Source organism: Stenotrophomonas nitritireducens (assembly GCF_050984405.1).
Lineage (GTDB): Bacteria > Pseudomonadota > Gammaproteobacteria > Xanthomonadales > Xanthomonadaceae > Stenotrophomonas > Stenotrophomonas nitritireducens_B.
Window position 1 is genome coordinate 2,341,657 of record NZ_CP158790.1, and the last position, 23,026, is coordinate 2,364,682.

The window sequence follows — 23,026 nt, forward strand, 5'->3', positions numbered from 1 at the left end:
TCCGGTTCAGGTCAAGCTGCAGCGCAGCAGGCCGGGTTCAGGAACGGGGAAGCGCGCCTTGCAGGAACATGCGCACCGCCGAGCGGGCGCGGTCCTGGATCTGCGGCAGTTGGGTGCCGTCGACCCAGCCGTTGATGGAACGGATGATCAACCCGCCGAACACCAGCATGTAGAAGTGGTCGGCAGCCATGTCCGGGTCTTCGATGTGCAGGCGCCCGGCGCGGGTCTCGCGTGCGAAGTACTCGCTCAGCAGCCGCTCCGCCGGCTGGATGCCATGGACCCGGAACCAGTCGCGCAGGGCCGGCTGGCTGATGCCCTCGGTGGTGATGATGCGATGGCAGGCGATGCGCGCCGGGCTGAGGATCTCCTCGACCATGTGGCAGGCCGCCTCTTCCAGCGCCTGCGCCGGCGGCAGCGGCGAATCCAGCAGTTCTTCCACGTCCTTGCCGAAGTCGCGGATGCTGCGCTCCATCAGCGCGTGCACCAGCCCTTCCTTGTCGCCGAAGGCGCGGTACAGCGTGGCCAGCGAGCCGCCGGCGCGCTTGACGATGTCCGACAGCCGCGCGCCCTGGTAGCCCTTCTCGTTGAACACCTCGATGGCGACGTCGAGAAACCGCTCCACGCGCAGCTCGCCGCGACGCTGCAGTTCCACCGCCGGGCGCGGCGGCAGCGTGGGTTTTTCCGGAGACGGGTGCGGCGGCTGGCGCATGCGCGGTCGCGGGGAAGGCGGGCGCCAAGGATAGCGCCGGCGTCCCTCAGGCGTTGGCGATGCGGATCGCGGCGGCGGCGGTCAGCGGCGCCAGCAGCAGGCTGACCACCAGGCCGGCGCCGAGCAGCAGCAGCGCGCCGCTGGCGTCGAAGCCCTGCGCCGAGGCGGCCACCGCGCCGGCGCCGAACACCAGCACCGGCACGTACAGCGGCAGCACCAGCAGCGCCAGCAGGATGCCGGAACGGCGCATGCCCACGGTCAGCGCCGCGACCACCGCGCCGAGCAGGCTCAGCAGCGGCGTGCCCAGCGCCAGCGAGGCGACCAGCACCGGCAATTGTCCGCGCGGCAGCTGCATCAGTTCGGCCAGCAGCGGGCTGACCAGCACCAGCGGGAAGGCGGTGGTCAGCCAGTGCGAGAACACCCGCACCGCGACCAGCCACGGCAGCGGCACCGGCGAGAGCAGCCACTGCTCCAGCGAGCCGTCCTCGGCGTCGCCGCGGAACAGCGTGTCCAGCGACAGCAGGCCGGCCAGCAGCACCGACAGCCACAGCACGGCCGCGGCCACGCGCTGCAGCAGTTCCGGGTTGCCGCCCAGGGCCAGGGCGAACAGCGCCACCACCAGCAGCGCGAACAGGATCGGCTGCGCGGCGTCGCCGCGGCGCCGCCACAGCAGCTTCAGGTCGCGCGCGAGCAGCGCCCGGGCGGCATCGAACAGGGTGGGCTGCGGACCGGGCAGGCTCATGCGGCAGCCTCCACCGCGGTCGGGCCGAGGGTGAGCGTGCGGTTGCGCACCGGCGGCGCCGCGTAGGCACCGTGGGTGGTGACCAGGGTGCCGCCGCCGCTGCGCAGGTGCGCGGAGATCATGCGGTTGACCAGGTTGATGCCGTCCAGGTCGAGGTTGGCGTAGGGCTCGTCCAGCAGCCACACCGGCGCCGGCGACAGCCACAGCCGGGCCAGCGACAGGCGCTTCTTCTGCCCGGCCGAGAGCTGCCGCACCAGGGTGTCCTCGTAGCCGGCCAGGCCGACGATGGCCAGCGCGTTGCCGGGCATCTGCCGCGCGCGCCGGCCCTGCAGGCCGCACAGCACGTGCAGGTTCTCCAGCGTGCCCAGGTCCTGCTTGAGCGCGGGCAGGTGGCCCAGGTAGGCGATGTAGCGCGAACGCTCGCCGGCGTCGGCGGAGCGCCCGTCGATGCGGATCGCGCCTTCGTCGGCGCGCAGCAGCCCGGCGAGCACGCGCAGCAGGGTGGTCTTGCCGGCGCCGTTGCCGCCCTGCACCAGCAGGGCCTCGCCCGCGTCCACGTGCAGGTCGAGCGGGCCGAACACCGGGTCGTCGTTGCGGGTGAAGCGCAGCCCGCGCGCATCGAGCAGCGGCGGAGTGTTCATGGTCGCGGTCATCGGATCGGGCGCTTCCGTCCTTGGGTGGGAGCGCAGGCAGGCTGGCGCATCGGGCGCGACATTATAGGCGTTGCCGTCGGTGCCGCGACGCGCGCGGCGGGCGGGGGCGGCCGTTGCCGCCGGCATTGCGTAAACTCGGCGTTTCCCTCCCCCGACGCCGACGCCGACGCATCGATGCAACCGCAGACCAAGCTGCCCAAGGTGGGCACCACCATCTTCACCGTGATGTCGCAGCTGGCCGCCGAACACGGCGCGGTCAACCTGGGCCAGGGTTTTCCGGATTTCGCCGCGCCGCAGCGCCTGATCGACGAGACCGCCAGGGCCATGCGCGAGGGCCTGAACCAGTACGCGCCGATGACCGGCGTGGCGCCGCTGCGCCAGGCCATCGCGCAGAAGGCGCTGGACTGCTACGGCGCGCAGGTGGATCCGGATACGGAAATCACCGTCACCTCGGGCGGCACCGAGGCGATCTTCAACGCCATCCACGCGGTGGTGCGCGCCGGCGACGAGGTCATCGTGCTCGACCCGGCCTACGACTGCTACGAGCCGGCCATCGATCTGGCCGGGGCGCGCGCGGTGCACGTCGCGCTCGACCCGCGGACCTTCGCCGTGGACTGGGACAGGGTGCGCGCGGCGATCACGCCGAAAACGCGCATGCTGATGGTCAACACCCCGCACAACCCGTCCGGCGCGATGCTCTCGGCGGCGGACATGCAGGCGCTGGCCGACGTCCTGCGCGGCACCGGCATCTATCTCATTTCCGACGAGGTGTACGAGCACATCGTCTACGACGGCGCCCGCCACGAATCGGCGTTGCGCTACCCGGAACTGCGCGAGCGCGCCTTCGTCATTTCCAGCTTCGGCAAGACCTACCACTGCACCGGCTGGAAGATCGGCTACGCGATCGCGCCGCCGGCGCTGAGCGCCGAGTTCCGCAAGGTGCACCAGTACAACACCTTCACCACCTACGGCCCGGCGCAGTACGGCTTCGCCGCGATGATCCGCGACGAGCCGGAGCACCACCTGGAACTGGGCGCGTTCTACCAGGCCAAGCGCGACCGTTTCCGCGAGCAGCTGCTGGGCACGCGCCTGAAGCCGCTGCCGGTGCCGGGCGGCTACTTCCAGCTGGTGGACTACTCGGCGGTCAGCGACCTGCCGGACCATGAGTTCGTGAAGTGGCTGACGATCGAGAAGGGCGTCACCGCGATCCCGCTGTCGCCGTTCTACGAAACCGCGCCGGCCGGGCAGCGCCTGGTGCGGCTGTGTTTCGCCAAGAACGACGCCACGCTGGACGCGGCGATCGAGCGCCTGCAGAAGCTCTGAAACGCACTGAAACCCCGTAGGAGCGGCTTCAGCCGCGAACGGACTTTCCCGGCGAAGGCCCCATCGCGGCTGAAGCCGCTCCTACGGGCATACATGTATCCGGGAGACACCATGCAAGACCTGCGCATTTCCCTCGTACAGGGCGACACCCGCTGGCACGACCCGATGGGCAACCGCGAGCATTACGCCGCGCTGCTGGCGCCGCTGGCCGGCACCGCCGATCTGGTGATCCTGCCGGAGACCTTCACCAGCGGCTTCTCCAACGACGCCATTTTCAGGGCCGAGGGCATGGACGGACCGACCGTGGCCTGGATGCGCGAACAGGCGCGCCTGCTGGGGGCGGCCGTCACCGGCAGCGTGCAGTTGCGCGTGGGCGAAGAGGTGTTCAACCGCCTGCTGTGGGTCATGCCCGACGGCGAACTGCGGCATTACGACAAGCGCCACCTGTTCCGTTATGGCGGCGAGCACGAGCGCTATGCGGCCGGCCGCGAGCGCCTGTGCGTGGAACTGAAGGGCTGGCGGATCAATCCCCAGATCTGCTACGACCTGCGCTTCCCGGTGTTCTGCCGCAACCGCTACGACGTCGAGCGCGCCGGGCAGATGGATTTCGACCTGCAGATCTTCGTGGCCAACTGGCCGTCGGCGCGCGCCCACGCCTGGCGCACGCTGGCGCGCGCGCGGGCGATCGAGAACCTGTGCTACGTGGCCGTGGTCAACCGCGTCGGCGTGGACGGCAATGGCCTGCATTACGCCGGCGACAGCGCGGTGATCGACTTCCTCGGCCAGCCGCAGGTGGAAATCCGCGAGCGCGAGCAGGTGGTGACCACGGTGGTCTCGGCGCAGGCGCTGGCCGACCACCGCGCGCGTTTCCCGGCGATGCTGGATGCCGATGGCTTCGCCCTGGCGTGAGCCCGGGCGACACTGAACGCCGGCCGGATGGGCGCGCCCGCCATCGCATGCGCGATGCGGCCGCGCTGCTAGGCTCGGCCCGTCCCCTCGTTATGGAGAGCGAACCATGAAAATCCTGGCAGGCGCCCTGCTGCTGGCTGCCATCGGCTTGGCGCCGTCCGCGCACGCGGCCGGCAACATCGATTGCGAACTGCGTTTCAACCTGTCCGGTTGGTCGATCTTCTACAAGACCGCCACCGGCAACGGCACCATCACCTGCGACAACGGCGCCAGCATCCCGGTGAAGATCAGCGCCAAGGGCGGCGGCCTGACGGTCGGCAAGTCCACCGTCAGCGACGGCCGCGGCAAGTTCACCGGCGCCTACAGCCTCAACGACCTGATCGGGACCTACGGCGGCGCCGAGGTGCATGCCGGCGCTTCCCGTTCCAGCAATGCCCAGGTGGTGACCAAGGGCGACATCTCGCTGGCCCTGGCCGGCACCGGCCGCGGCTGGGACCTGGGCGTGGGCTTCGGCAAGTTCGTGATCGAGCGGCGCTGAGTTCCCGGCGTCCGATGCCCGGTCGCCCGGCCGGGCATCGGGTTCAGCCGTCCGTCGCCACCGGGAACGCCTTCAGCGCTGCCCACACGATGGGCTTGGCCCATTCGGGTACCTGGGTGAATTCTCCCTGCGTCGCGGGGCAGAGGATCCGTCCGCGCTCCACTCCCATTACCAGCAGCGGCTCGGCCCTGCCATCGGCGTCGGCCGGTCGGCTGTTGTCGTAGAGATGCAGGGCGGTGAGGTGCGGCAACAGCTCGATCAGGTTCAACCGCGAACTGTCGAAGCGCTGGCGGATCCTGCCTTCGGGAATGTCGTGGCCGCCGTCCACGCGTGCGGCCACGCGTTGCAGGTGCAGGTCGACGCTCTCCAGCCCGCAGAACCAGATGCTGACCTCGTGCCGCTTGCAGGCTTCGCGCAGCAGGGCAGGGATGGTGTTCGCACCCAGCGTGGTCTCGAAGGCGTAGTCGAGGTCGTCGGCCATGGCCGCGCGCAGCCGGCGCGTGCCTTCCTGCCAGGCGGTCGCATTGGCTTCTTCCAGCGGCCAGCCGTGTTCGACCAGCCGCCGGGTGAACGCGTCCGGATTGAACCAGGCCGCGCCGTCCTCGGCCAGCATCGCGCCCAGCAGTGAGCTCTTGCCTGCGCCATTGACGCCGGCAAGGACCAGGATCCTTGCCATCGTTTACGACGAATTGCCCAGGGCGATCCCGCGGCCGCGCCGGGCGGGGCGGGCCAGGGCTTTTGCCAGGCTGCCCTCCTGCAGCGTCGCCAGGTGGGCGTCGAACTCGGCCTGGAGAGCCTGCAGCGACTGCGCGCGCTGCGCCGCGGCGGAATGGCCGTTGGCCTGGTCGACCAGACGCTGGTACTCCTCGACCGACACCACCACCGCCTGCGGATGGTTGTGGTTGGTGACGACCACCGCGCCGTTCCTGAGCACCTTGCGCATCAGCCCCGGCCAGCCTTTGGCCTTGATGTCGCTGGCGGGCGTCTTTTCCAGATCAGGCAGATTCAGGGTGAGGTCCATGACGGCTGTCCAGCGAAGGGATAAGGCGAAAATATCCCAAATTTCTCATTTTGGGTAAATTTCGCAGGGCCGGTTCAGGGCTGAGAGAGAATCCGTAAAGCAGAACGCCCGGCGCGGAGCCGGGCGTTCACGTCATGCAGGGACACGGGCGATACCGATCCCCGAGGGATCAGCCGCCGCGCGGGCCGCCACGGCGGTTGCCGCCGCCCGGCGGACGACCGGCACCGCCGCCACCGGGGCGGTTGCCGCCACGCGGGCCGCCCGGGCCGCGGTTGCCGCCACCGGGGCGACCGGCGGCCGGGCGCGCGCCGTACGGGCTGAAGCCCGGGGTGGCGTGGTCGGACGGGAAGCTCGGGGCATTGCCCGGATGGCCGTAGGGATGCTTGCGCTGACCCTGGCCGGCCGCCTGGCCGCCCTGCGCGCGACCTTGGCCGGTACCCTGGCCCGCGCCCTGCGGACGCCCCTGGCCGGGACCGCCACGACCGGCGCCGCCGGCGCCCGGGCGCGGCTTGCCGTACGGACGGGCCTGGCCTTCGCCAGCCGGGCCACGGCCGGGACCGCGATTGCCGCCCGGGCCGGCGTTGCGGTGGCCGCTGGGGCCGGTGCTCACGCCTTCAGGCACGTACCAGGTGCGGAACGCGGCGGGGTTGCCTTCCGGCAGGCTGCGGTCGCCCTTGGGCTTGCGCTGCTTGAACGGCTTCTGCGACTGCTTGGCCGCCGCTTCGCCGCTGACGGTCAGGCCGCCCTTGAAGCCGCCGCCCTTGCCGCCGCGGCCACGGCCGCGGTCCTCGCGCAGGGTGTCGAAGCGGCGCAGCTCGCGGCCTTCGTCGGCGGTGTTGTGGCCGTTGACATAGGCATTGCCGCGGCCGCCTTCGCGCACGCGCACGGTGGTCTTGGCCGCCTTGCGCTGGCCGATCACCGGCTGCAGGGTCAGCGCCGACGGCGCGCCTTCCTCCAGCTTCAGTTCGGCGCGCAGCGCCTCGACCTGGGCGTTGGGCAGTTCCACCGACTGGCCGCGCAGCAGTTCGCGCGGCAGTTCGACCTTGCCGTAGCGGGTGCGCTTGAGGCGGCTGACCTGGCAGCCCTGCGATTCCCACAGGCGGCGCACTTCGCGGTTGCGGCCTTCCTTGACCACCACGCGGAACCAGTCGTGCGAGTCGGTGCCGCCGATGCGTTCGATCTCGTCGAACTTGGCCGGGCCGTCTTCCAGCGCCACGCCGCGGGCGAGACGGTCGACGACGTTGTCCGGCACCTTCTCCTGGCCTTCCGGGGCGCGCACGCGCACCACGTACTCGCGCTCGACCTCGAAGGACGGGTGCATCATGGCGTTGGCCAGCTCGCCGTCGGTGGTGAGCAGCAGCAGGCCGGTGGTGTTGATGTCCAGGCGGCCGATGGCGATCCAGCGCGCGCCCTTGAGCGGCGGCAGCGACTCGAACACGGTCGGGCGGCCTTCGGGGTCCTCGCGGGTGGTCACTTCGCCTTCGGGCTTGTTGTAGACCAGCACGCGCGAGGGATCGGTCAGGGCGCTGGCGACGAAGCTGCGCCCGTCCAGGTCGATCTTGTCGCCGCTCTTGACCGACATGCCGGTCTGCGCGGTCTCGCCGTTGACCTTGACCAGGCCGTCGGCGATGCGCTGCTCCAGCGCGCGGCGCGAGCCCAGGCCGGCCTGGGCCAGCACCTTGTGCAGGCGTTCTTCCAGCCGTGGCTGCTCGACAGCGGCTTCGCGCTTGAGCGAGAGCTTGTTCAACGACGGCTTGCGGGGGGTGTCACTCATTCTGTTTGGCTCCGGCCGGCGTTTTCTTCGTCGGCCTCAGGTTCGGGATCGGCTTCGTCAACAGCCACGGTCGTCGTCGCGACGGCGTTGTTTCCGGTGTCTTCCACTTCCGCCGCGCGCTCTCCCGGCGCGGCGTCGGGTTCGCCCGTTGGGGCGGTGTCGGGTGCGGCATCCCCGTCGTCCGGGGTTGCCGCGGTGTCGGTGTCCTGGCCGGCATCGTCGGCCGGCGCTACGGCGTCGGGCGTCGCCGCGCCGGCGGCGAGCGGGGCGGCCAGCTGGCCGTCGTCGCCCAGCGGCAGCTGCGGTTCCAGTTCGCCGATGTCGCGCAGTTCGGACAAGGGCGGCAGTTCGTCCAGCCGCTTGAGGCCGAAGTAGTCCAGGAAGCCGCGGGTGGTGCCGAACAGCGCCGGCTTGCCGGGCACGTCGCGGTGGCCGACCACGCGGATCCACTCGCGCTCTTCCAGCGCCTGGATGATGTTGCTGCTGACCGCCACGCCGCGCACCTGCTCGATCTCGCCGCGGGTGATCGGCTGGCGGTAGGCGATCAGCGCCAGCGTCTCCAGCGTGGCGCGGGTGTAGCGGGTCTTGCGTTCGGTCCACAGCCGCGAAACCCAGCTGTGCACCTCGCGGGTGATCTGGTAGCGGAAGCCGGAGGCGACCTCGACCAGTTCCACGCCGCGTCCCTGGCAGCCTTCGCGCAGCAGTTCCAGCGCGCGTTCGACACTGCCCGGCGGCGCCGGCTGTTCCTCGGGGAACAGTTCCTGCAGCTGCGCCAGGGTCAGCGGCTGGCTGGAGGCCAGCAGCGCGCCTTCGACGATGCGGTTGATCAGCGGTTGATCCATGTGTCGGGAATGGCTCAGGCGGGGTCGGTGGTGTCGGCGTCGTCGAATTCGCTCGAAAACTGCAGCGGCGCGTTGGTATTGCCGGCGGCGAGCGACTTCACGTAGATCGGCGCCAAAGGCGCTTCCTGCACGATGTCCAGCAGCTGTTCCTTGGCCAGCTCCAGCAGCGCCAGGAAGGTGACCAGCACGCCGAGCTTGCCTTCCTCGGCGGTGAACAGCGTCTCGAAGCGGTAGAACCTGCCGTCCTCGAGCTGCTCCAGCACGTCGCCCATGCGCTGGCGCACGCTCAGCGCCTCGCGCTTGATGGCGTGGCCGCTGAACAGCTCGGCGCGCTTGAGCACGTCGTGCAGGGCCAGCAGCATTTCCTTCAGGTCCACCGGCGGCGGCACCTTCACCGTGGTCCGGTCCGGCACGAAGGCATGCGCCGGGGTGGTGTCGCGGTCCTGGCGGGGCAGGGCGTCGATGTCCTCGGCGGCCTGCTTGAAACGTTCGTACTCCTGCAACCGGCGCACCAGCTCGGCGCGCGGGTCGGCTTCCTCGCCGTCCTCGCTGGGCGGGCGCGGCAGCAGCATGCGCGACTTGATCTCGGCCAGCATCGCGGCCATCACCAGGTATTCGGCCGCCAGCTCGAAGCGCAGCTCCTGCATGACGTTGATGTATTCCACGTACTGGCGGGTGATCTCCGCCACCGGGATGTCCAGGATGTCCAGGTTCTGCCGGCGGATCAGGTACAGCAGCAGGTCCAGCGGGCCCTCGAAGGCGTCGAGGATGACTTCCAGCGCATCCGGCGGGATGTACAGGTCCTGCGGGATCTGCAGCACCGGCTGGCCATGCACCACCGCCAGCGGCATTTCCTGCTGCTGCGGAACGGTAGGCGGCGCTGGCGGGTTCGCGGCGGGCGCGAGATCTGAAGTCATCAGGGCGACATCGGGTATTGCGAGCCTTGTACGTTCCGGGTTCCCGCCCGGAACAGGGTCCTAGCCTTCTGGATTGCAAGCCATGCGCGCCTGTCCGGCGTGCGTGCACATCAACAACGCGACATGCCGCGCTTTCATGCGGCAACGTCATCACGAGGAGGTCGTCTACACAGTCCGGGAAGGAATCGCGGATCGGTCGGACGGCGGTGGCCTTGCCTGCCGCCGCACCGGGCCGTTACAGGCCGGCTGCGTGCAATGCCGTAAAGAGTAATCGTCCCGGCCGGGCGGTGTCCAGCATTGCGGTGGGGCCGGCCGTCCCGCACGGACAGGTGGCGTTGGGTCTGCGGGAGGCCGGCATCGCCGCCGAAGGACGCCTGCGGGCGCTTCGGCGGGGCAGGACCGGGCCGGCACGGCGCCGCCCGGGGCGAGGCTGACTCGCCGCGCGACCCCGCGCCCGCGCGCGGTGGCAGGCTTCGCCGTGGTTGTCTCCGCGACCGGCAAGGCAGCTGGATACGGTGCAGCCTGTCTGCGCGGGAGGGCAGGGCCTACACTTGCAGGCTTCATCCAGCAGGCTAAGGAGAAACGGCGCCGTGTGGTATGTGATCGAAGGCTACGATGGCCAGGACGTGCTGGCCGCGCGCCAGGCCGCGCGGGCGGCGCACCTGGCGCGGCTGCAGGCGCTGCTCGACCAGGGGCGGCTGCTGCTGGCCGGTCCCTGTCCGGCGGTCGACGCGGAGGACCCCGGCCCGGCCGGTTTCAGCGGCAGCGTGGTGATCGCCAGCTTCGACGACCTGGAGGCCGCCCGCGCCTGGGCCGGCGAGGACCCCTACGTGGCCGCGGGCGTTTACCAGCGCGTGGACGTGCGTCCGTTCCGCAAGGTGCTGCCATGAGCAGCCGGCAGGAACGGATCCAGGCGGCGCTGCAGGCCGCGTTCGCGCCGCGCCGGCTGGAAGTGGAGGACGACAGCCACCGCCATGCCGGCCACGCGGGCGCACGGGATGGGCGTGGGCACTTCAACGTGCTCATCGTGGCCGAGGCGTTCGCGGGGATGGCGCCGCTGGCGCGCCATCGCGCTGTGTACGCTGCACTTGGCGACATGATGCAGACCGATATCCACGCGTTGTCGATCAAGGCGCGGACGCCGGCGGAGGCGGACGCCTGATCCAGGCGTGGAGCGGGGACGTCGTTCCCACCATCGGGGCTGCGAGGCGCCTGTTCTGCGCCGGCCAGGTTCTGTCCCGCGCCGGCCCCGGTGGTGTAACAAATCATTTACAAATCGCCCTGGAAACGCTTACATTTCGCCCGAACCCTGCCTGCGGAGGGCATAGCGGTGGCGAAACCGGCAATCACCATCAAGGATGTTGCCCGTGAGGCGAAGGTCTCCGTCGCCACCGTATCGCGTGCCCTCAACGGCCACGAGAACGTCGCCGAGCCGGTGCGGCGCCTGGTGCTGGAGGTGGCCCGCCGGCTCCGCTACGCCCCGCACGCGGCCGCGCGCAGCCTGAGCAGCCGCAGCACGCATACCATCGGCCTGGTGCTGCCGGACTTGCACGGCGAGTTCTTTTCCGAACTGATGCGCGGCATCGACGGCGTTGCGCGCACGCACCGCTGGCACCTGCTGGTTTCCAGTTACCACGGCGACCAGGAGCAGCAGGGCGTCGCCCTGCGGGCCATGCGCGGCCGCGTCGACGGCCTGCTGGTCATGTCGCCGTACGCGGCCGATTCCGGTTTCCTGATGGACAACCTGCCGCCAGCGCTGCCGACCGTGCTGATCAATACGCCGCTGCCCAGGGGGCCTTATCCCGCGTTCGGCATCGACGACCATGCCGGCGCGATGGCCATGACCCGGCACCTGCTGGACGCCGGATACCGCCGCATCGCCTTCATCGCCGGCCCAGACGCGAACCACGACGCGCGCGAGCGCCTGCGCGGCTTCGGCGATGCGATGGCCGGCTTCGGCCCGGCGGCGGAGGCCATCGTCCTGCCCGGCGGCTTCGACGAGGCGTCCGGACATGCCGCCGGGCAGGCGCTGCTGCGCGAGGCCCGGCTGCCCGACGCGGTGTTCGCCGCCAACGACATGATGGCGCTGGGCTGCCTGTACGCCTTCAACCAGGCTGGCGTGCGCGTGCCGCAGCAGGTCGCGCTGGCCGGCTTCGACGATATCCCGCTGGCACGTTTCGTTCACCCGGCATTGACCACGATGCGGGTCAGCATCGCCGACCTCGGCGGGCGGGCGACATCGCATCTGCTGCACCTGATCGACAGCGATGGCGCACCGGAAGGGACCGGCGGCATGACCCTGGCACCGAGCCTGGTCGTGCGCGACTCCACGTCCCGACGAGAACCTTCCTGACCGCGTACGCGCTGCGCCGGAACCGCCGGCCAGCGAAACCGGAACGAACCGAATGGCAGCCGCGCTGCCGCACCCGGAGAGCACCATGAACCATCCCGCTACCCGCAAGACGCACCCGGCCCGCAGGCTGCTCAGCTGCGCGCTGGCCAGCTGCCTCGTGCTCGGCGCCGCCCCCGCGTTCGCGCAGAGCACCGGCGCCACCATCCGCGGCCAGGTGATGGCCGATTCGGCGCCGGCAGGCCAGGCGCAGGTGACCGCGACCAACCTTGCCACGGGCCTGACCCGCAGCGTGCAGAGCGCCGCCAGCGGCAGCTATTCGCTGGCCGGCCTGCCGCCGGGCACCTATCGCGTGGACGTCAATGCCGGCGGCAAGACCAGCAGCCAGAACATCACCGTGCAGGTGGGCCAGACCGCCACCGTGAACCTCGGGGTCGGCGGCGTGGCCGAGACCGCCAGCGGCGCGGCGACGACGCTGGATGCGGTGCAGGTGACGGCGCAGGCGCCGATCGAGACCAAGACCTCGGAGATCGCCACCTACATCACGCCCCGGCAGATCGAAGCGTTGCCGCAGGCCACGCGCAACTTCCTGGCTTTCGCCGATACCGTGCCGGGCATGATCTTCACCCAGGATCCGGGCAACGGCTCGACCAAGCTGCGTGCCGGCGCGCAGAGCGCGAACAACATCAATGTCTACATCGACGGCGTGGGGCAGAAGAATTACGTCATCAAGGGAGGCATCACCGGGCAGGATTCCAGCCGCGGCAATCCGTTTCCGCAGCTGGCCATCGGCGAATACAAGGTCATCACTTCCAACTACAAGGCCGAGTACGACCAGATCAGCTCGGCGGCGGTGACCGCGGTCACCAAGTCCGGCACCAACGATTTCTCCGGCTCGTTCTTCTGGGACTACACAAACCAGGATTGGCGCACCGCACGCGAAAGCGAGAAGGAAATCGGCGAGAAGATCCGCTCCTCGGAGAAGCAGTATGGCGCCGCGTTCGGCGGCCCCATCATCCAGGACAAGGCGCACTTCTTCGTCAGCTACGAGGCAAAGGAATACCAGTCGCCGCAGGACCTGGAGCCCGGCCAGGGTTTCCTGATCAGCCAGCTGCCGCCCGAACTCGCCGACCAGTTCCGGCCGACCTCCAGTCCGTTCAAGGAGGATCTGTACTTCGGCAAGCTGGACTGGTCGATCAACGACGCCAACCTGGTCGAGCTGACCTTCAAGCGCCGTGAGGAAAGCGACATCAGCAATGTAGGCGGGCAGAGCGCGCACAGCTACGGCACCGATGTCGGGGTGACCGAGGACCGTTACGACCTGCGCTGGCAGTGGTCCTCGACGGACTGGCTCAACGATGCCCACCTGACCCACGAGAAGGCGTATTGGACCATGGCGCCGGTCAACTACGGCAACGGCTACGTGCTGACCACCGGCACCAGCAACGACGGCGCGCAGATCTTCCGCATGGGCGCGGGCAACGGCGGCCTGCAGGACAAGGGACAGCAGGGCTGGTCGTTCCAGAACGACACCACCTACTTCGGCTTCGAGGGCCACACCATCAAGTTCGGCGTCAAGTACAAGGAAGTGGAGCTGAACACCACCGAGCAGCAGCCCTACAACCCGCAGTTCTACTACGACGTCCGCGAGGACTGGGAGACGCCGTACTTCGTCCGCTTCGGCAGCCCGGTAGCCGGCACCAGCGGCGGCGTGGTCAAGTCGTCGAACAAACAGTTCGGACTCTATTTTCAGGACGACTGGGACGTGACCGAACGCCTGACCCTGAACCTGGGCCTGCGCTGGGATTACGAGAAGACGCCGGCCTACATGGATTACCGCACCGGGCAGGAAGTGCTCGACGCGCTCGACACCCAGGATCCGCAGGCGGGCGCCGCGCCGGGCCAGACCTACGCGCAGACGCTGGCGCTGGGCGGCATCGACGTCAACCGCTTCATCAGCACCGGCAACAACCGCAAGGCGTTCAAGAGCGCCATCCAGCCGCGCATCGGCTTCTCCTATGATTTCAGCGGGGACGAACGCCACGTGCTGTTCGGTGGCGTCGGCCGCGCCTATGACCGCAACCTGTTCGACACGCTGCAGCTGGAACAGACCAAGGCGACGTTCCCGACCCGCGAGCTGAAGATCGACACGCCGCTGCATCCGTGCGATGTCGCCGCCGCGGACTGCGTGGCGTGGACGCCGCAGCTGCTGGACCGCGACTACCTGATCGCGCAGGGCGCAAGCGGCTGGGCGGGGCGCGAAGTGTGGATGTTCGACAACGAACTGAAGACGCCGTATTCGGACCAGTTCAGCATCGGCATGCGCAATACGGTGGTATTCGCCGGACACGACTGGAACACGTCGGTCACCCTGCAGCACATCCGCTACAAGGACGGCCTGCTGCTGCTGCGCGGCAACCGCCGGGGCGACGGTTCCTACTTCGACGCCGGCGGCAGCCCGTGGACCGGTGGCGGCGTGCCGGGAATGGGCGGGCTGATCCTGGGGGTCAACGGCATCGAGTCGAAGAACAACGCCCTGCTGCTGGGCCTGGACAAGCCGTATACCGCCGAGAGCCCCTGGAACCTCAACGTCGCCTATACGTTCACCGACGCCAAGCAGAACATCCACGAGGAAAACCCGGAGTACGGCTGGTACTACCCGCTGGGCGGCTGGTATGACGGCGCGTGGACGCCGCGGCATCGTCTGGTGGTCAGCGGCTTCACCGACCTGCCGTGGGGGTTCAACCTGTCCGGCAAGCTGACCCTGGCCACGCCCATCGAGCGCTGGGCGGACGTGTGGCCGGCGAACATGGGCCCGGACAATCCGATCACCATCCGCAGTTTCAAGCCGGACGGCACGCTGGGCTTCAAGCAGTTCGACCTGTCCCTGACCAAGGTCTGGGACACCGGCACCGATCTGAAGCTGCGGGTGCGGGCGGATATCCTCAACGTGTTCGACTGGACCAACTGGGGGGGCTACGGGAAGAACTGGAATACCGGAGTGATCAACAGCTGGAGCCAGTACAGCACCCGCACCTTCAAGCTGTCCTTCGGCCTGGACTGGTAAGGCCGCGCTCCCGGCCGCCGGCGACGGCGGCCGGGTCGCCTGCGCGCAGGCATCCCTTTCGTTCCACGGCTCCACCCAACGGAAAGCGTCTTGAGCATCCTGCGTACCACCAAGCTGTTGCTGTGCACCGCCGCCGGCCTCGCGCTGGGCCTGCTGGGCGGGTGCGGCAAGGCGCCCGAGCCGGCGCCGAAAGTGTTGCCACAGGTGATCCTGATCGAGGCGGACCTGCCGCCGCGGCCGATGAAACCCGAACTGCCGCCGCTGTTCGACGACATCGAGCGGCGCACCTTCCAGTTCTTCTGGGATACCACCAACGAGCAGAACGGGCTGACGCCGGACCGCTATCCCTCGCGGCCGTTCGCCAGCATCGCCTCGGTCGGCTTCGCCCTGACCGCTTACCCGATCGGCATCGAGAACGGCTGGGTCAGCCGTACCCAGGCGGTGGACCGCACCCTGACCACGCTGCGCTTCCTGCGCGACGTGCCCACCGGCCCGCAGCGCACCGGCAAGGCCGGCTACAAGGGGTTCTACTACCACTTCCTCGACATGCAGGACGGCCGCCGCTACGACAGCTGGGTCGAGCTGTCCAGCGTGGATACCGCGCTGCTGCTGATGGGCGTGCTGTTCGCGCAGTCCTACTACGACGGCGTCGATGCGCGCGAGAAGGAGATCCGGCAGATCGCCGATACGATCTACCGGCGCGTGGACTGGCCGTGGCTGCAGCGCAACAAGCCGCTGGTGTCGATGGGCTGGTTCCCCGAGAGCGGTTTCATCCAGCACGACTGGATGGGCTACAACGAAGCGATGATGCTCTACGTGCTCGCGCTGGGCTCGCCGACGCATCCAGTGCAGCCCGATGCGTGGACGGTGTGGACGCGCACCTACGACAACGACTGGGGCGTGTTCCAGGGCCAGGAATACCTCTCCTTCGGCCCGCTGTTCGGCCACCAGTACAGCCACGTCTGGATCGACTTCCGCGACATCCAGGACGCCTACATGCGCGAGCGCGGCATCGACTACTTCCTCAACAGCCGCCGCGCCACGCTGGCGCAGCGCGAATACGCCATCGCCAACCCGATGCAGTGGAAGGACTACGGCGAGAACGTCTGGGGCCTGACCGCCGGCGACGGCCCGCAGAACACCACCCAGGACTACAAGGGCGAGCAGCGCCAGTTCCGCCATTACTCCGCGCGCGGCGCCGGCCTGCGCGAGAACTTCGACGACGGCACCATCGTGCCGTCGGCGGCGATCTCCTCGCTGCCGTTCGCGCCGGAGGTGGTGATCCCCGCCACCCAGGAAATGCACCGGCGCTATAGCGACTACCTGTACTCGAGCTACGGTTTCCTGGATTCGTTCAACCCCAGCTTCAACTACGACATCCCGCTCAAGACCGGGCGCCTGATCCCGGAGCGCGGCTGGGTGGCCAGCGACTACATCGCCATCGACCAGGGGCCGATACTGGCCGGCATCGCCAACTACCGCGACGAGTTCGTCTGGAACGTGATGAAGAAGAACCCCTACATCCGCAAGGGCCTGGAGCGCGCCGGCTTCAGCGGCGGCTGGCTGCTGCCGGAAGGGCAGGAGTGGCAGCCGCTGCAGAAGGACGACAAGGCCGCCGCCGCGCGGGCGGTGGGCATCGCCGAGTCGCGCGCCGCCGCCGCGCAGGAGCAGAAGGCGGCGGACAAACCCGCGCCGCGGCCGCAGTAGGCCGGGGACCGGTGATGCTGCGCCTGCCCGCGCTGTTGTGCCTGCTCCTGCTGGCCGGCTGTGCGCGCCCGCCGGAAGGCATCACCCTGCGCTTCTGGGCGATGGGACGCGAGGCCGAGGTGGTGGGCGAACTGGTGCGCGAGTTCGAGGCGGAGAACCCGGGCATCCGCGTCGAGGTGCAGAACGTCCCGTGGACCGCGGCGCACGAGAAACTGCTGACCGCCTACGCGGCCGACGGGCTGCCGGACCTCTGCCAGCTCGGCAACACCTGGATTCCCGAGTTCGCCACCCTGCGCGCGCTCACGCCGCTGCAGCCCTACGTGGCCGCGTCGCGCGAGGTCGTGCCTGACGATTATTTTCCCGGCATCTGGGATACCAACGTGGTCGATGGGGAACTGGTCGGCATTCCCTGGTACGTGGACACGCGGCTGCTGTTCTACCGCAAGGACCTGCTGCGCCAGGCCGGCTACGACCATCCGCCGCGCGACTGGGCCGAGTGGGCGCGGATGAACGCCGCGCTGAAGAACGTGATCGGCCCGGACCGCTATCCGGTGCTGATGCCGCTCAACGAGTTCGAGCCGCAGCTGTCGCTGGCCCTGCAGCAGGACGATGCGCTGCTGCGCGACCACGATACCCGCGGCAATTTCCAGAGCCCCGGCTTCCGCCGCGCGCTGGATTTCTACGCCACCCTGTTCGAGCAGGGCTGGGCACCGAAGATGTCCGAGACGCAGATCTCCAACGTCTGGGACGAATTCTTCCGCGGCTTCACCGTGTTCTATCTGTCCGGGCCCTGGAACATCCGCGAGTTCCGGCAACGCCAGCCGGCGTCGCTGCAAGGCGAGTGGGGCACCGCGCCGCTGCCGGGGCCGCACGGGCCGGGCGCCGGCATCGCCGGCGGCACCAGCCTGGTGATCTTCCAGTCGTCCCGGCACAAGCAGGCGGCGTGGAAGCTGGTCGAGTTCCTGTCGCGGCCGGCGGTGCAGCAGCGTTTCCACGCCCTCATCGGCGACCTGCCGCCGCGCCGCAGCGTGTGGAAGAGCGCGGCATTGGCCGAGGACCCGCTGGCGGCCGCGTTTGGCGAGCAGTTGGAGCGGGTGAAGCCCACGCCCAAGGTGCTGGAATGGGAGCGCATCGCCCAGGAGATGCGCATCGTCACCGAGCAGGTGGTACGCGGCGGGCTGGACCAGGACACCGCGGTCAGGCGGCTGGATGCGCGCGTGGACGACATCCTGGCCAAGCGGCGCTGGATCGTCGAACAACAACGCGCAGAGGCGGCGCAATGAAGCGGCGCCCGCTCGCCGGCTGGGTGTTCGCCGCGCCGGCGCTGATCGTGATCGGCGTGTTCTTCGGCCTGCCGGTGCTGGCGGCGCTGGCGCTGAGCCTGACCGACTTCGACCTGTACGCGCTGGCCGACCCGCACAACCTGCGCTTCGTCGGCCTGCACAACTACCTGGACCTGCTGCGCACGCCGATGTTCTGGAAATCGCTGGGCAACACCGCGTATTTCGTGGTGCTGGGCGTGCCGCTGTCCATCGCGTTGTCGCTGGGCGCGGCGATGCTGCTCAACGCGCCGGTGGCGCGCTTGCGGGCGCTGTTCCGCACCGCGCTGTTCGCGCCGGTGGTGACCACGCTGGTGGCGGTGGCGGTGATCTGGCGCTATCTGTTCCATACCCGCTACGGGCTGGTGAACTGGGTGCTGGGCCACGCCGGCATCGACCCGGTGGACTGGCTGGGCGACCCGCACTGGGCGATGCCGACCATCATCCTGTTCGCGGTGTGGAAGAACTTCGGCTACAACATGGTGATCTTCCTGGCCGGGCTGCAGGCCATCCCGCGCGACCTGTACGAGGCCGCGCGCATCGACGGCGCCTCGCGCTGGAAGCAGTTCCTGCACATCACCCTGCCGATGCTCGGGCCGGTGCTGCTGGTGGTCGGCGTGATCACCGTGTCCGGCTATTTCCAGCTGTTCGCCGAGCCCTACGTGATGACCCGCGGCGATCCGCTGCAGAGCACGGTGAGCGTGCTGTATTTCATGTTCGAGGAAGGCTTCAAGTGGTGGAACCTGGGCCGCGCCTCGGCGGTGGCGTTCCTGCTGTTCCTGATCATCCTCGGCGTGACCACGCTGATGCTGCGCTACAGCAAGCGCAAGGAACTGGTATGAGCGGCGAGATCGGCCAATCGCGCGCCTGGGGCTGGTGGATCAATGGTGCGCTGCTGTTGCTGGCGCTGGTCAGCCTGGCGCCGCTGGCGTGGATGGTGTCGGTGTCGTTCCTGCCCAGCGGGCAGGCCTCGCAGTTCCCGCCGCCGCTGCTGCCGGGCCAGTTCACCGCCGACAACTACCGCCAGCTGTTCGCGCGCACCGGCATGGCCGGCAACTTCCTCAACAGCCTGGGCATGTCGGTGGGCATCACCGCGGGCTCGCTGCTGTTCAACACCCTGGCCGGCTATGCCTTCGCCAAATTGCGCTTCGCCGGCCGCGAGCGGGTGTTCCAGGCGCTGCTGGCGGCGCTGGTGATCCCGGCGCAGGTGGCGATGCTGCCGCTGTTCCTGCTGATGAAGCAGCTGGGGCTGGTCAACACCTGGGGCGGGGTGGTGGTGCCGGCGCTGGCCAGCGTGTTCGGCATCTTCCTGGTGCGGCAGTACGCGCGCTCGATCCCCGACGAACTGCTGGAGGCCGCGCGCATCGACGGCGCCGGCGAGGCACGGATCTTCTTCCAGATCGTGCTGCCCATGCTCAAGCCGGTGCTGGTGACGCTGGCGATCTTCACCTTCATGGGCGCATGGAACGATTTCATGTGGCCGTTGATCGTGCTCACCGACCAGGAGCACTACACCCTGCCGGTGGCGCTGGCCTCGCTCTCGCGCGAGCACATCATGGATGTGGAGATGATGATGGCCGGCGCGGTGATCACCGTGCTGCCGGTGCTGGCGCTGTTTCTGCTGCTACAGCGCTACTACATCCAGGGCCTGCTGCTGGGCAGCGTGAAGGGGTGAGCCGGCGCGCCTGCGGCGCATTGCCCCGCGCCTCGGCCAACGCCCCGCCAGCGGCGGTCGGGCAGGGCGTTGCCGCCGCTGCGCCGGCCTTCAGTTCTGCGAAAATCCCGCACTGGCCGCCGACCCCGCACCGAGATCTCCCGCGATGAACACGCTCCCCGCCGTCCTGCTGCTTTCCACCGCGATGCTGCTGGCCGCAGACGGACAGGCAGCCGCGGGCGGCGGCCGGGTGCTGGCCAGGTTCGACGACATCGGCGCCTGGCAGCTGATCACCTCGCCGCAGGTCAGCGGCTCGCTGCGGCCGGTGAGCGGCAGCGGCGGGCGCGCGCTGTGCCTGGACTACGACTTCCACGAGGTCTCCGGCTATGCCGGCATCCGCCGCCCGCTGGACGTCACCTGGCCGGAGAACTACCAGGTGTCCTTCGGCCTGCGCGGCGATTCGCCGGCCAACGACCTGCAATTCAAGCTGGTCGACGCCAGCGGCGACAACGTGTGGTGGGTCAACCGCCCCGGCTACCGCTTCCCGAAGAACTGGACGCAGGTGGACTACCGAAAGCGCCACATCGAGAAGGCCTGGGGCCCGGACCCGGACAAGGTCCTGCGCCGCAGCGCGGCGGTGGAGTTCACCGTCTACAGCAAGGTCGGCGGCAAGGGCACGGTGTGCTTCGACCAGCTCACGCTGCAGCCGCTGCCGAAGGAAGACACTTCGGCGCTGACCGCCACCGTGATCGCCGACACCGCCACCGCGCTGCAGCAGCGCATCGCCGACGGCAGGCCGGACACGGTATGGATCAGCGGCGGGGTCAAGCAGCAGACCGTCAGTCTGGACCTGGGCAAGGTGCGCGAGTTCGGCGGCGCGGTGATCCAGTGGGTGCCGGGGCTGGAGGCGTCGCGCTATGTGGTGCAGGCCTCCAGCGACGGCCGCGACTGGTACAAGCTGCGCGAGGTGACCGCCGGCGGCGGCGGGCGCGACTGGCTGGCGCTGCCCGAGACCGAGGCGCGCTACCTGCGTTTCGACCTGGTCGATGGCCCCAACTGGCGCTATGGCATCCGCGACATCAGCCTCAAGCCGCTGGACTTCGCCGGCACGCCCAACGATTTCGTGCGCTCGGTGGCGCGCGACCTGCCGCGCGGGTCGCTGCCGCGTGGCTTCAGCGGCGAACAGCCATACTGGACCCTGCTGGGTCTGGATGGCGGCCGCGAGCAGGCGCTGATGGGCGAGGACGGCGCGCTGGAAGCGGCGCGCGCCGGCTTCAGCATCGAACCGTTCGTGGTGCTGGACGGCAAGGTGCTGGGCTGGGCCGACGTGGCCGCCAGCCAGCGCCTGCAGGACGGCTACCTGCCGATACCCTCGGTCGAATGGAAGCACGACAAGCTCGGCCTGCAGGTGACCGGCTTCGTGCAGGGCCGTCCCGAGCAGGCGCAACTGGTGGCCCGCTACCGGCTGCACAACCCCGACAAGGTGGCGCACGAGTACCGGCTGGTGCTGGCGGTGCGGCCTTTCCAGGTCAATCCGCCGAGCCAGTTCCTCAACACCGTCGGCGGCGTGAGCCGGATCGAGCGGCTGGCGGTCCAGGGCGCGCAGATCGCGGTCAATGGCCAGCCGCGGGTATTCGCCGCGACCGCGCCCGACGCCGGGTTCGCCAGCGCCTTCGACAGCAAGTTCGACGTCACCCACCTGGCGGGCAAGACCCTGCCGGGCACGCGCGAGGTCAACGACCCGACCGGCCTGGCATCGGGCGCGCTGCTCTATACGTGGAAGCTGGAACCGGGGCAGAGCCGCGAGGTCGCGCTGGTGCTGCCGCAGACCGGCGCCTGGTCGATGCCGGCCGGGTTCGACGCGGACAGGGCGCAGCAGCAGGTCGCGGCGATGTGGCGGCAGAAGCTGGACCAGGTGCGCCTGCAGCTGCCCGAGGTCGGCCAGCCGCTGGCCGACACGCTGCGCACCGCGCTGGCGCACATGCTGATCTCGCGGGTGGGGCCGAGCCTGCAGCCGGGCACGCGCTCGTACGCGCGCAGCTGGATCCGCGACGGCGCGATGATTTCCGAAGGGCTGCTGCGGCTGGGCCGCGAGGACGCGGTGCGGCAATATCTGGAGTGGTATGCGCCGTACCAGTTCGACAGCGGCATGGTGCCGTGCTGCGTGGACGCGCGCGGCAGCGACCCGGTGCCGGAGAACGACAGCCATGGCGAGCTGATCCATGCCATCGCCGAATACTGGCGCCACACCGGCGACCAGGACTTCCTGCGGCGCATGTGGCCGCACGTGCTGGCGGCCTGGGGTTACATGGAAGACCTGCGGCTGGGCGAGCGCACCGATGAAAACCGCGCGCGCAACCCGGGCTTCTACGGAATGATGCCGGCCTCGATCAGCCACGAGGGGTATTCGGCCAAGCCGGTGCACTCGTACTGGGACGATTTCTGGGCGCTGCGCGGCTACAAGGACGCGGCCGACATGGCCGTGGCGCTGGGGCTGGAAACCGAGGCCGAAGCGATGGCCAGCGCGCGCGACCAGTTCCGCCAGGACCTGGACGACTCGCTGCACGCGGCCATGGCCGCGCACCGCATCGACTACCTGCCGGGTTCGGTGGAACTGGGCGACTTCGATGCGACTTCGACCACCATCGCGCTGGCGCCGGGCGGCGAGCAGGGCCGGCTGCCGCAGCCGGCGCTGGACAACACCTTCGAGCGCTACTGGCGGCAGTTCGTCGAACGCCGCGACGGCAAGCGCCAGTGGAAGGACTACACCCCGTACGAATGGCGCAACGTCGGCGCCTTCGTGCGCCTGGGCTGGCGCGAGCGGGCTTGGGAGGCCAGCGAGTTCTTCTTCAGGGACCGTGCGCCGCCGGCCTGGAACCAGTGGGCCGAAGTGGTGTCATCTACGCCGCGCACGCCGTTCTTCGTCGGCGACCTGCCGCACGCCTGGGTGGCCTCGGATTTCGTGCGCTCGGCGCTGGACATGTTCGCCTACGAACGCGAGATCGATGAGGCCATCGTGCTCGCCGCCGGCGTGCCGGCGCCGTGGCTGGCGGGCAAGGGCATCGCCATCGACGGGCTGCGCACCGCGCATGGCCCGCTGCGCTATTCGTTGGCGCGCGGCGACCGGCAGTTGACCCTGCAGCTCGGCGACGGCCTGCGCCTGCCGGCGGGCGGGCTGGTGCTGCCGTGGCCTTACGAGGGCGCGCCAGGCGAGGCCCGCATCAATGGCGAACCCGCCGCATGGTCGGGCAACGAACTGCGCATCATGGCGCTGCCGGCGAAAGTCGAGATCGAGATTCCAGCGGAGCTGCGGCGCAGCGAACGCGCCCGGCGCTGAGGCCGGCCCCCGCCGGAGCTGGCCGGCACTGCAAGCCCTGTTCGCCGGCCGCCAGCGCGCTCGCCATGCCGTAGCGCTGCCAACGCTGGCCAGTGCGCGGCAGGCAACTGCTCCGGTTGGTGAGGGGCCGAAGGCGCAGACACCGGCCTTTGCATGGGTGTCCT

General features: G+C 69.5%; 20 protein-coding genes. 12 read left to right on the plus strand and 8 right to left on the minus strand.

Annotation, left to right across the window (positions count from 1 at the left end):
* Nucleotides 1-37: 37 nt before the first annotated feature.
* The 3 genes from ABTV91_RS10250 to ccmA are packed head-to-tail and all read right to left on the minus strand — an operon-like array spanning nucleotide 38 to nucleotide 2,092.
* A complete protein-coding gene (locus tag ABTV91_RS10250) occupies nucleotides 38-709 on the minus strand; it encodes a TetR/AcrR family transcriptional regulator (protein ID WP_433851343.1) in 672 nt (223 codons plus the stop codon).
* Between the two features lie 46 nt (nucleotides 710-755).
* A complete protein-coding gene (ccmB, locus tag ABTV91_RS10255; protein WP_433851344.1) occupies nucleotides 756-1,451 on the minus strand; it encodes a heme exporter protein CcmB in 696 nt (231 codons plus the stop codon).
* On the minus strand, nucleotides 1,448-2,092 hold the full coding sequence (gene ccmA / locus ABTV91_RS10260; RefSeq protein ID WP_433851345.1) for a heme ABC exporter ATP-binding protein CcmA: 645 nt from the start codon (nucleotides 2,090-2,092) through the stop codon (nucleotides 1,448-1,450). The genes ccmB and ccmA overlap by 4 nt, the downstream gene beginning before the upstream one ends.
* A gap of 186 nt (nucleotides 2,093-2,278) precedes the next feature.
* On the opposite strand from ccmA, the gene ABTV91_RS10265 reads away from it, so the two are divergent.
* From ABTV91_RS10265 to ABTV91_RS10275, 3 genes are all read left to right on the plus strand, one after another.
* The gene (locus ABTV91_RS10265; protein ID WP_433851346.1) at nucleotides 2,279-3,427 is read left to right on the plus strand and encodes a pyridoxal phosphate-dependent aminotransferase; all 1,149 of its coding nucleotides are present in this window, start codon (nucleotides 2,279-2,281) and stop codon (nucleotides 3,425-3,427) included.
* Nucleotides 3,428-3,538: 111 nt separating this feature from the next.
* Nucleotides 3,539-4,336, plus strand: coding sequence for an amidohydrolase (locus ABTV91_RS10270; RefSeq protein WP_433851347.1), 798 nt, complete (start codon nucleotides 3,539-3,541; stop codon nucleotides 4,334-4,336).
* Nucleotides 4,337-4,442: 106 nt separating this feature from the next.
* Nucleotides 4,443-4,874, plus strand: coding sequence for a hypothetical protein (locus ABTV91_RS10275; protein ID WP_433851348.1), 432 nt, complete (start codon nucleotides 4,443-4,445; stop codon nucleotides 4,872-4,874).
* 43 nt (nucleotides 4,875-4,917) lie between these two features.
* Here the strand turns inward: ABTV91_RS10275 and ABTV91_RS10280 are convergent, their stop codons facing one another.
* From ABTV91_RS10280 to ABTV91_RS10300, 5 genes are all read right to left on the minus strand, one after another.
* Complete coding sequence (locus tag ABTV91_RS10280) at nucleotides 4,918-5,550, minus strand: hypothetical protein (RefSeq protein WP_433851349.1); 633 nt, start codon at nucleotides 5,548-5,550, stop codon at nucleotides 4,918-4,920.
* Nucleotides 5,551-5,553: 3 nt separating this feature from the next.
* Nucleotides 5,554-5,895 carry a type II toxin-antitoxin system prevent-host-death family antitoxin gene (locus ABTV91_RS10285; RefSeq protein WP_433851350.1) on the minus strand — a complete coding sequence of 114 codons (342 nt, stop codon included), beginning with the start codon at nucleotides 5,893-5,895 and terminating at the stop codon, nucleotides 5,554-5,556.
* A 169-nt stretch (nucleotides 5,896-6,064) separates the two neighbouring features.
* Nucleotides 6,065-7,669, minus strand: a complete 1,605-nt coding sequence (locus ABTV91_RS10290; RefSeq protein ID WP_433851351.1) for a pseudouridine synthase — start codon at nucleotides 7,667-7,669, stop codon at nucleotides 6,065-6,067.
* Complete coding sequence (gene scpB / locus ABTV91_RS10295; protein WP_433851352.1) at nucleotides 7,666-8,511, minus strand: SMC-Scp complex subunit ScpB; 846 nt, start codon at nucleotides 8,509-8,511, stop codon at nucleotides 7,666-7,668. The genes ABTV91_RS10290 and scpB overlap by 4 nt, the downstream gene beginning before the upstream one ends.
* A 14-nt stretch (nucleotides 8,512-8,525) precedes the next feature.
* Entirely contained in the window at nucleotides 8,526-9,428 is a 903-nt protein-coding gene (locus ABTV91_RS10300; protein ID WP_433851353.1) for a segregation and condensation protein A, read from the minus strand.
* Between the two features lie 590 nt (nucleotides 9,429-10,018).
* Here ABTV91_RS10300 and ABTV91_RS10305 point away from each other — a divergent pair.
* The 9 genes from ABTV91_RS10305 to ABTV91_RS10345 all read left to right on the plus strand — a co-directional run bounded on the left by ABTV91_RS10305 (nucleotide 10,019) and on the right by ABTV91_RS10345 (nucleotide 22,862).
* Complete coding sequence (locus tag ABTV91_RS10305; RefSeq protein WP_433851354.1) at nucleotides 10,019-10,318, plus strand: YciI family protein; 300 nt, start codon at nucleotides 10,019-10,021, stop codon at nucleotides 10,316-10,318.
* Nucleotides 10,315-10,590 carry a BolA family protein gene (locus tag ABTV91_RS10310; RefSeq protein WP_433851355.1) on the plus strand — a complete coding sequence of 92 codons (276 nt, stop codon included), beginning with the start codon at nucleotides 10,315-10,317 and terminating at the stop codon, nucleotides 10,588-10,590. Before ABTV91_RS10305 ends, ABTV91_RS10310 begins: the two co-directional genes overlap by 4 nt.
* 168 nt (nucleotides 10,591-10,758) lie before the next feature.
* A complete protein-coding gene (locus tag ABTV91_RS10315) occupies nucleotides 10,759-11,781 on the plus strand; it encodes a LacI family DNA-binding transcriptional regulator (RefSeq protein WP_433851356.1) in 1,023 nt (340 codons plus the stop codon).
* A gap of 85 nt (nucleotides 11,782-11,866) precedes the next feature.
* Nucleotides 11,867-14,845: a TonB-dependent receptor gene (locus ABTV91_RS10320; RefSeq protein ID WP_433851357.1), complete on the plus strand. Its 2,979-nt coding sequence runs from the start codon at nucleotides 11,867-11,869 to the stop codon at nucleotides 14,843-14,845.
* A 114-nt stretch (nucleotides 14,846-14,959) separates the two neighbouring features.
* Nucleotides 14,960-16,552 carry a glucoamylase family protein gene (locus tag ABTV91_RS10325; protein WP_433854168.1) on the plus strand — a complete coding sequence of 531 codons (1,593 nt, stop codon included), beginning with the start codon at nucleotides 14,960-14,962 and terminating at the stop codon, nucleotides 16,550-16,552.
* A 14-nt stretch (nucleotides 16,553-16,566) separates the two neighbouring features.
* Nucleotides 16,567-17,835 (plus strand): sugar ABC transporter substrate-binding protein, encoded by a 1,269-nt coding sequence (locus ABTV91_RS10330; protein WP_433851358.1) that lies wholly within the window; start codon nucleotides 16,567-16,569, stop codon nucleotides 17,833-17,835.
* Nucleotides 17,832-18,713 carry a carbohydrate ABC transporter permease gene (locus tag ABTV91_RS10335; RefSeq protein WP_433851359.1) on the plus strand — a complete coding sequence of 294 codons (882 nt, stop codon included), beginning with the start codon at nucleotides 17,832-17,834 and terminating at the stop codon, nucleotides 18,711-18,713. The genes ABTV91_RS10330 and ABTV91_RS10335 overlap by 4 nt, the downstream gene beginning before the upstream one ends.
* The gene (locus ABTV91_RS10340; protein WP_433851360.1) at nucleotides 18,710-19,546 is read left to right on the plus strand and encodes a carbohydrate ABC transporter permease; all 837 of its coding nucleotides are present in this window, start codon (nucleotides 18,710-18,712) and stop codon (nucleotides 19,544-19,546) included. Before ABTV91_RS10335 ends, ABTV91_RS10340 begins: the two co-directional genes overlap by 4 nt.
* A gap of 184 nt (nucleotides 19,547-19,730) precedes the next feature.
* Entirely contained in the window at nucleotides 19,731-22,862 is a 3,132-nt protein-coding gene (locus ABTV91_RS10345) for a discoidin domain-containing protein (protein WP_433854169.1), read from the plus strand.
* Nucleotides 22,863-23,026 lie beyond the last annotated feature (164 nt).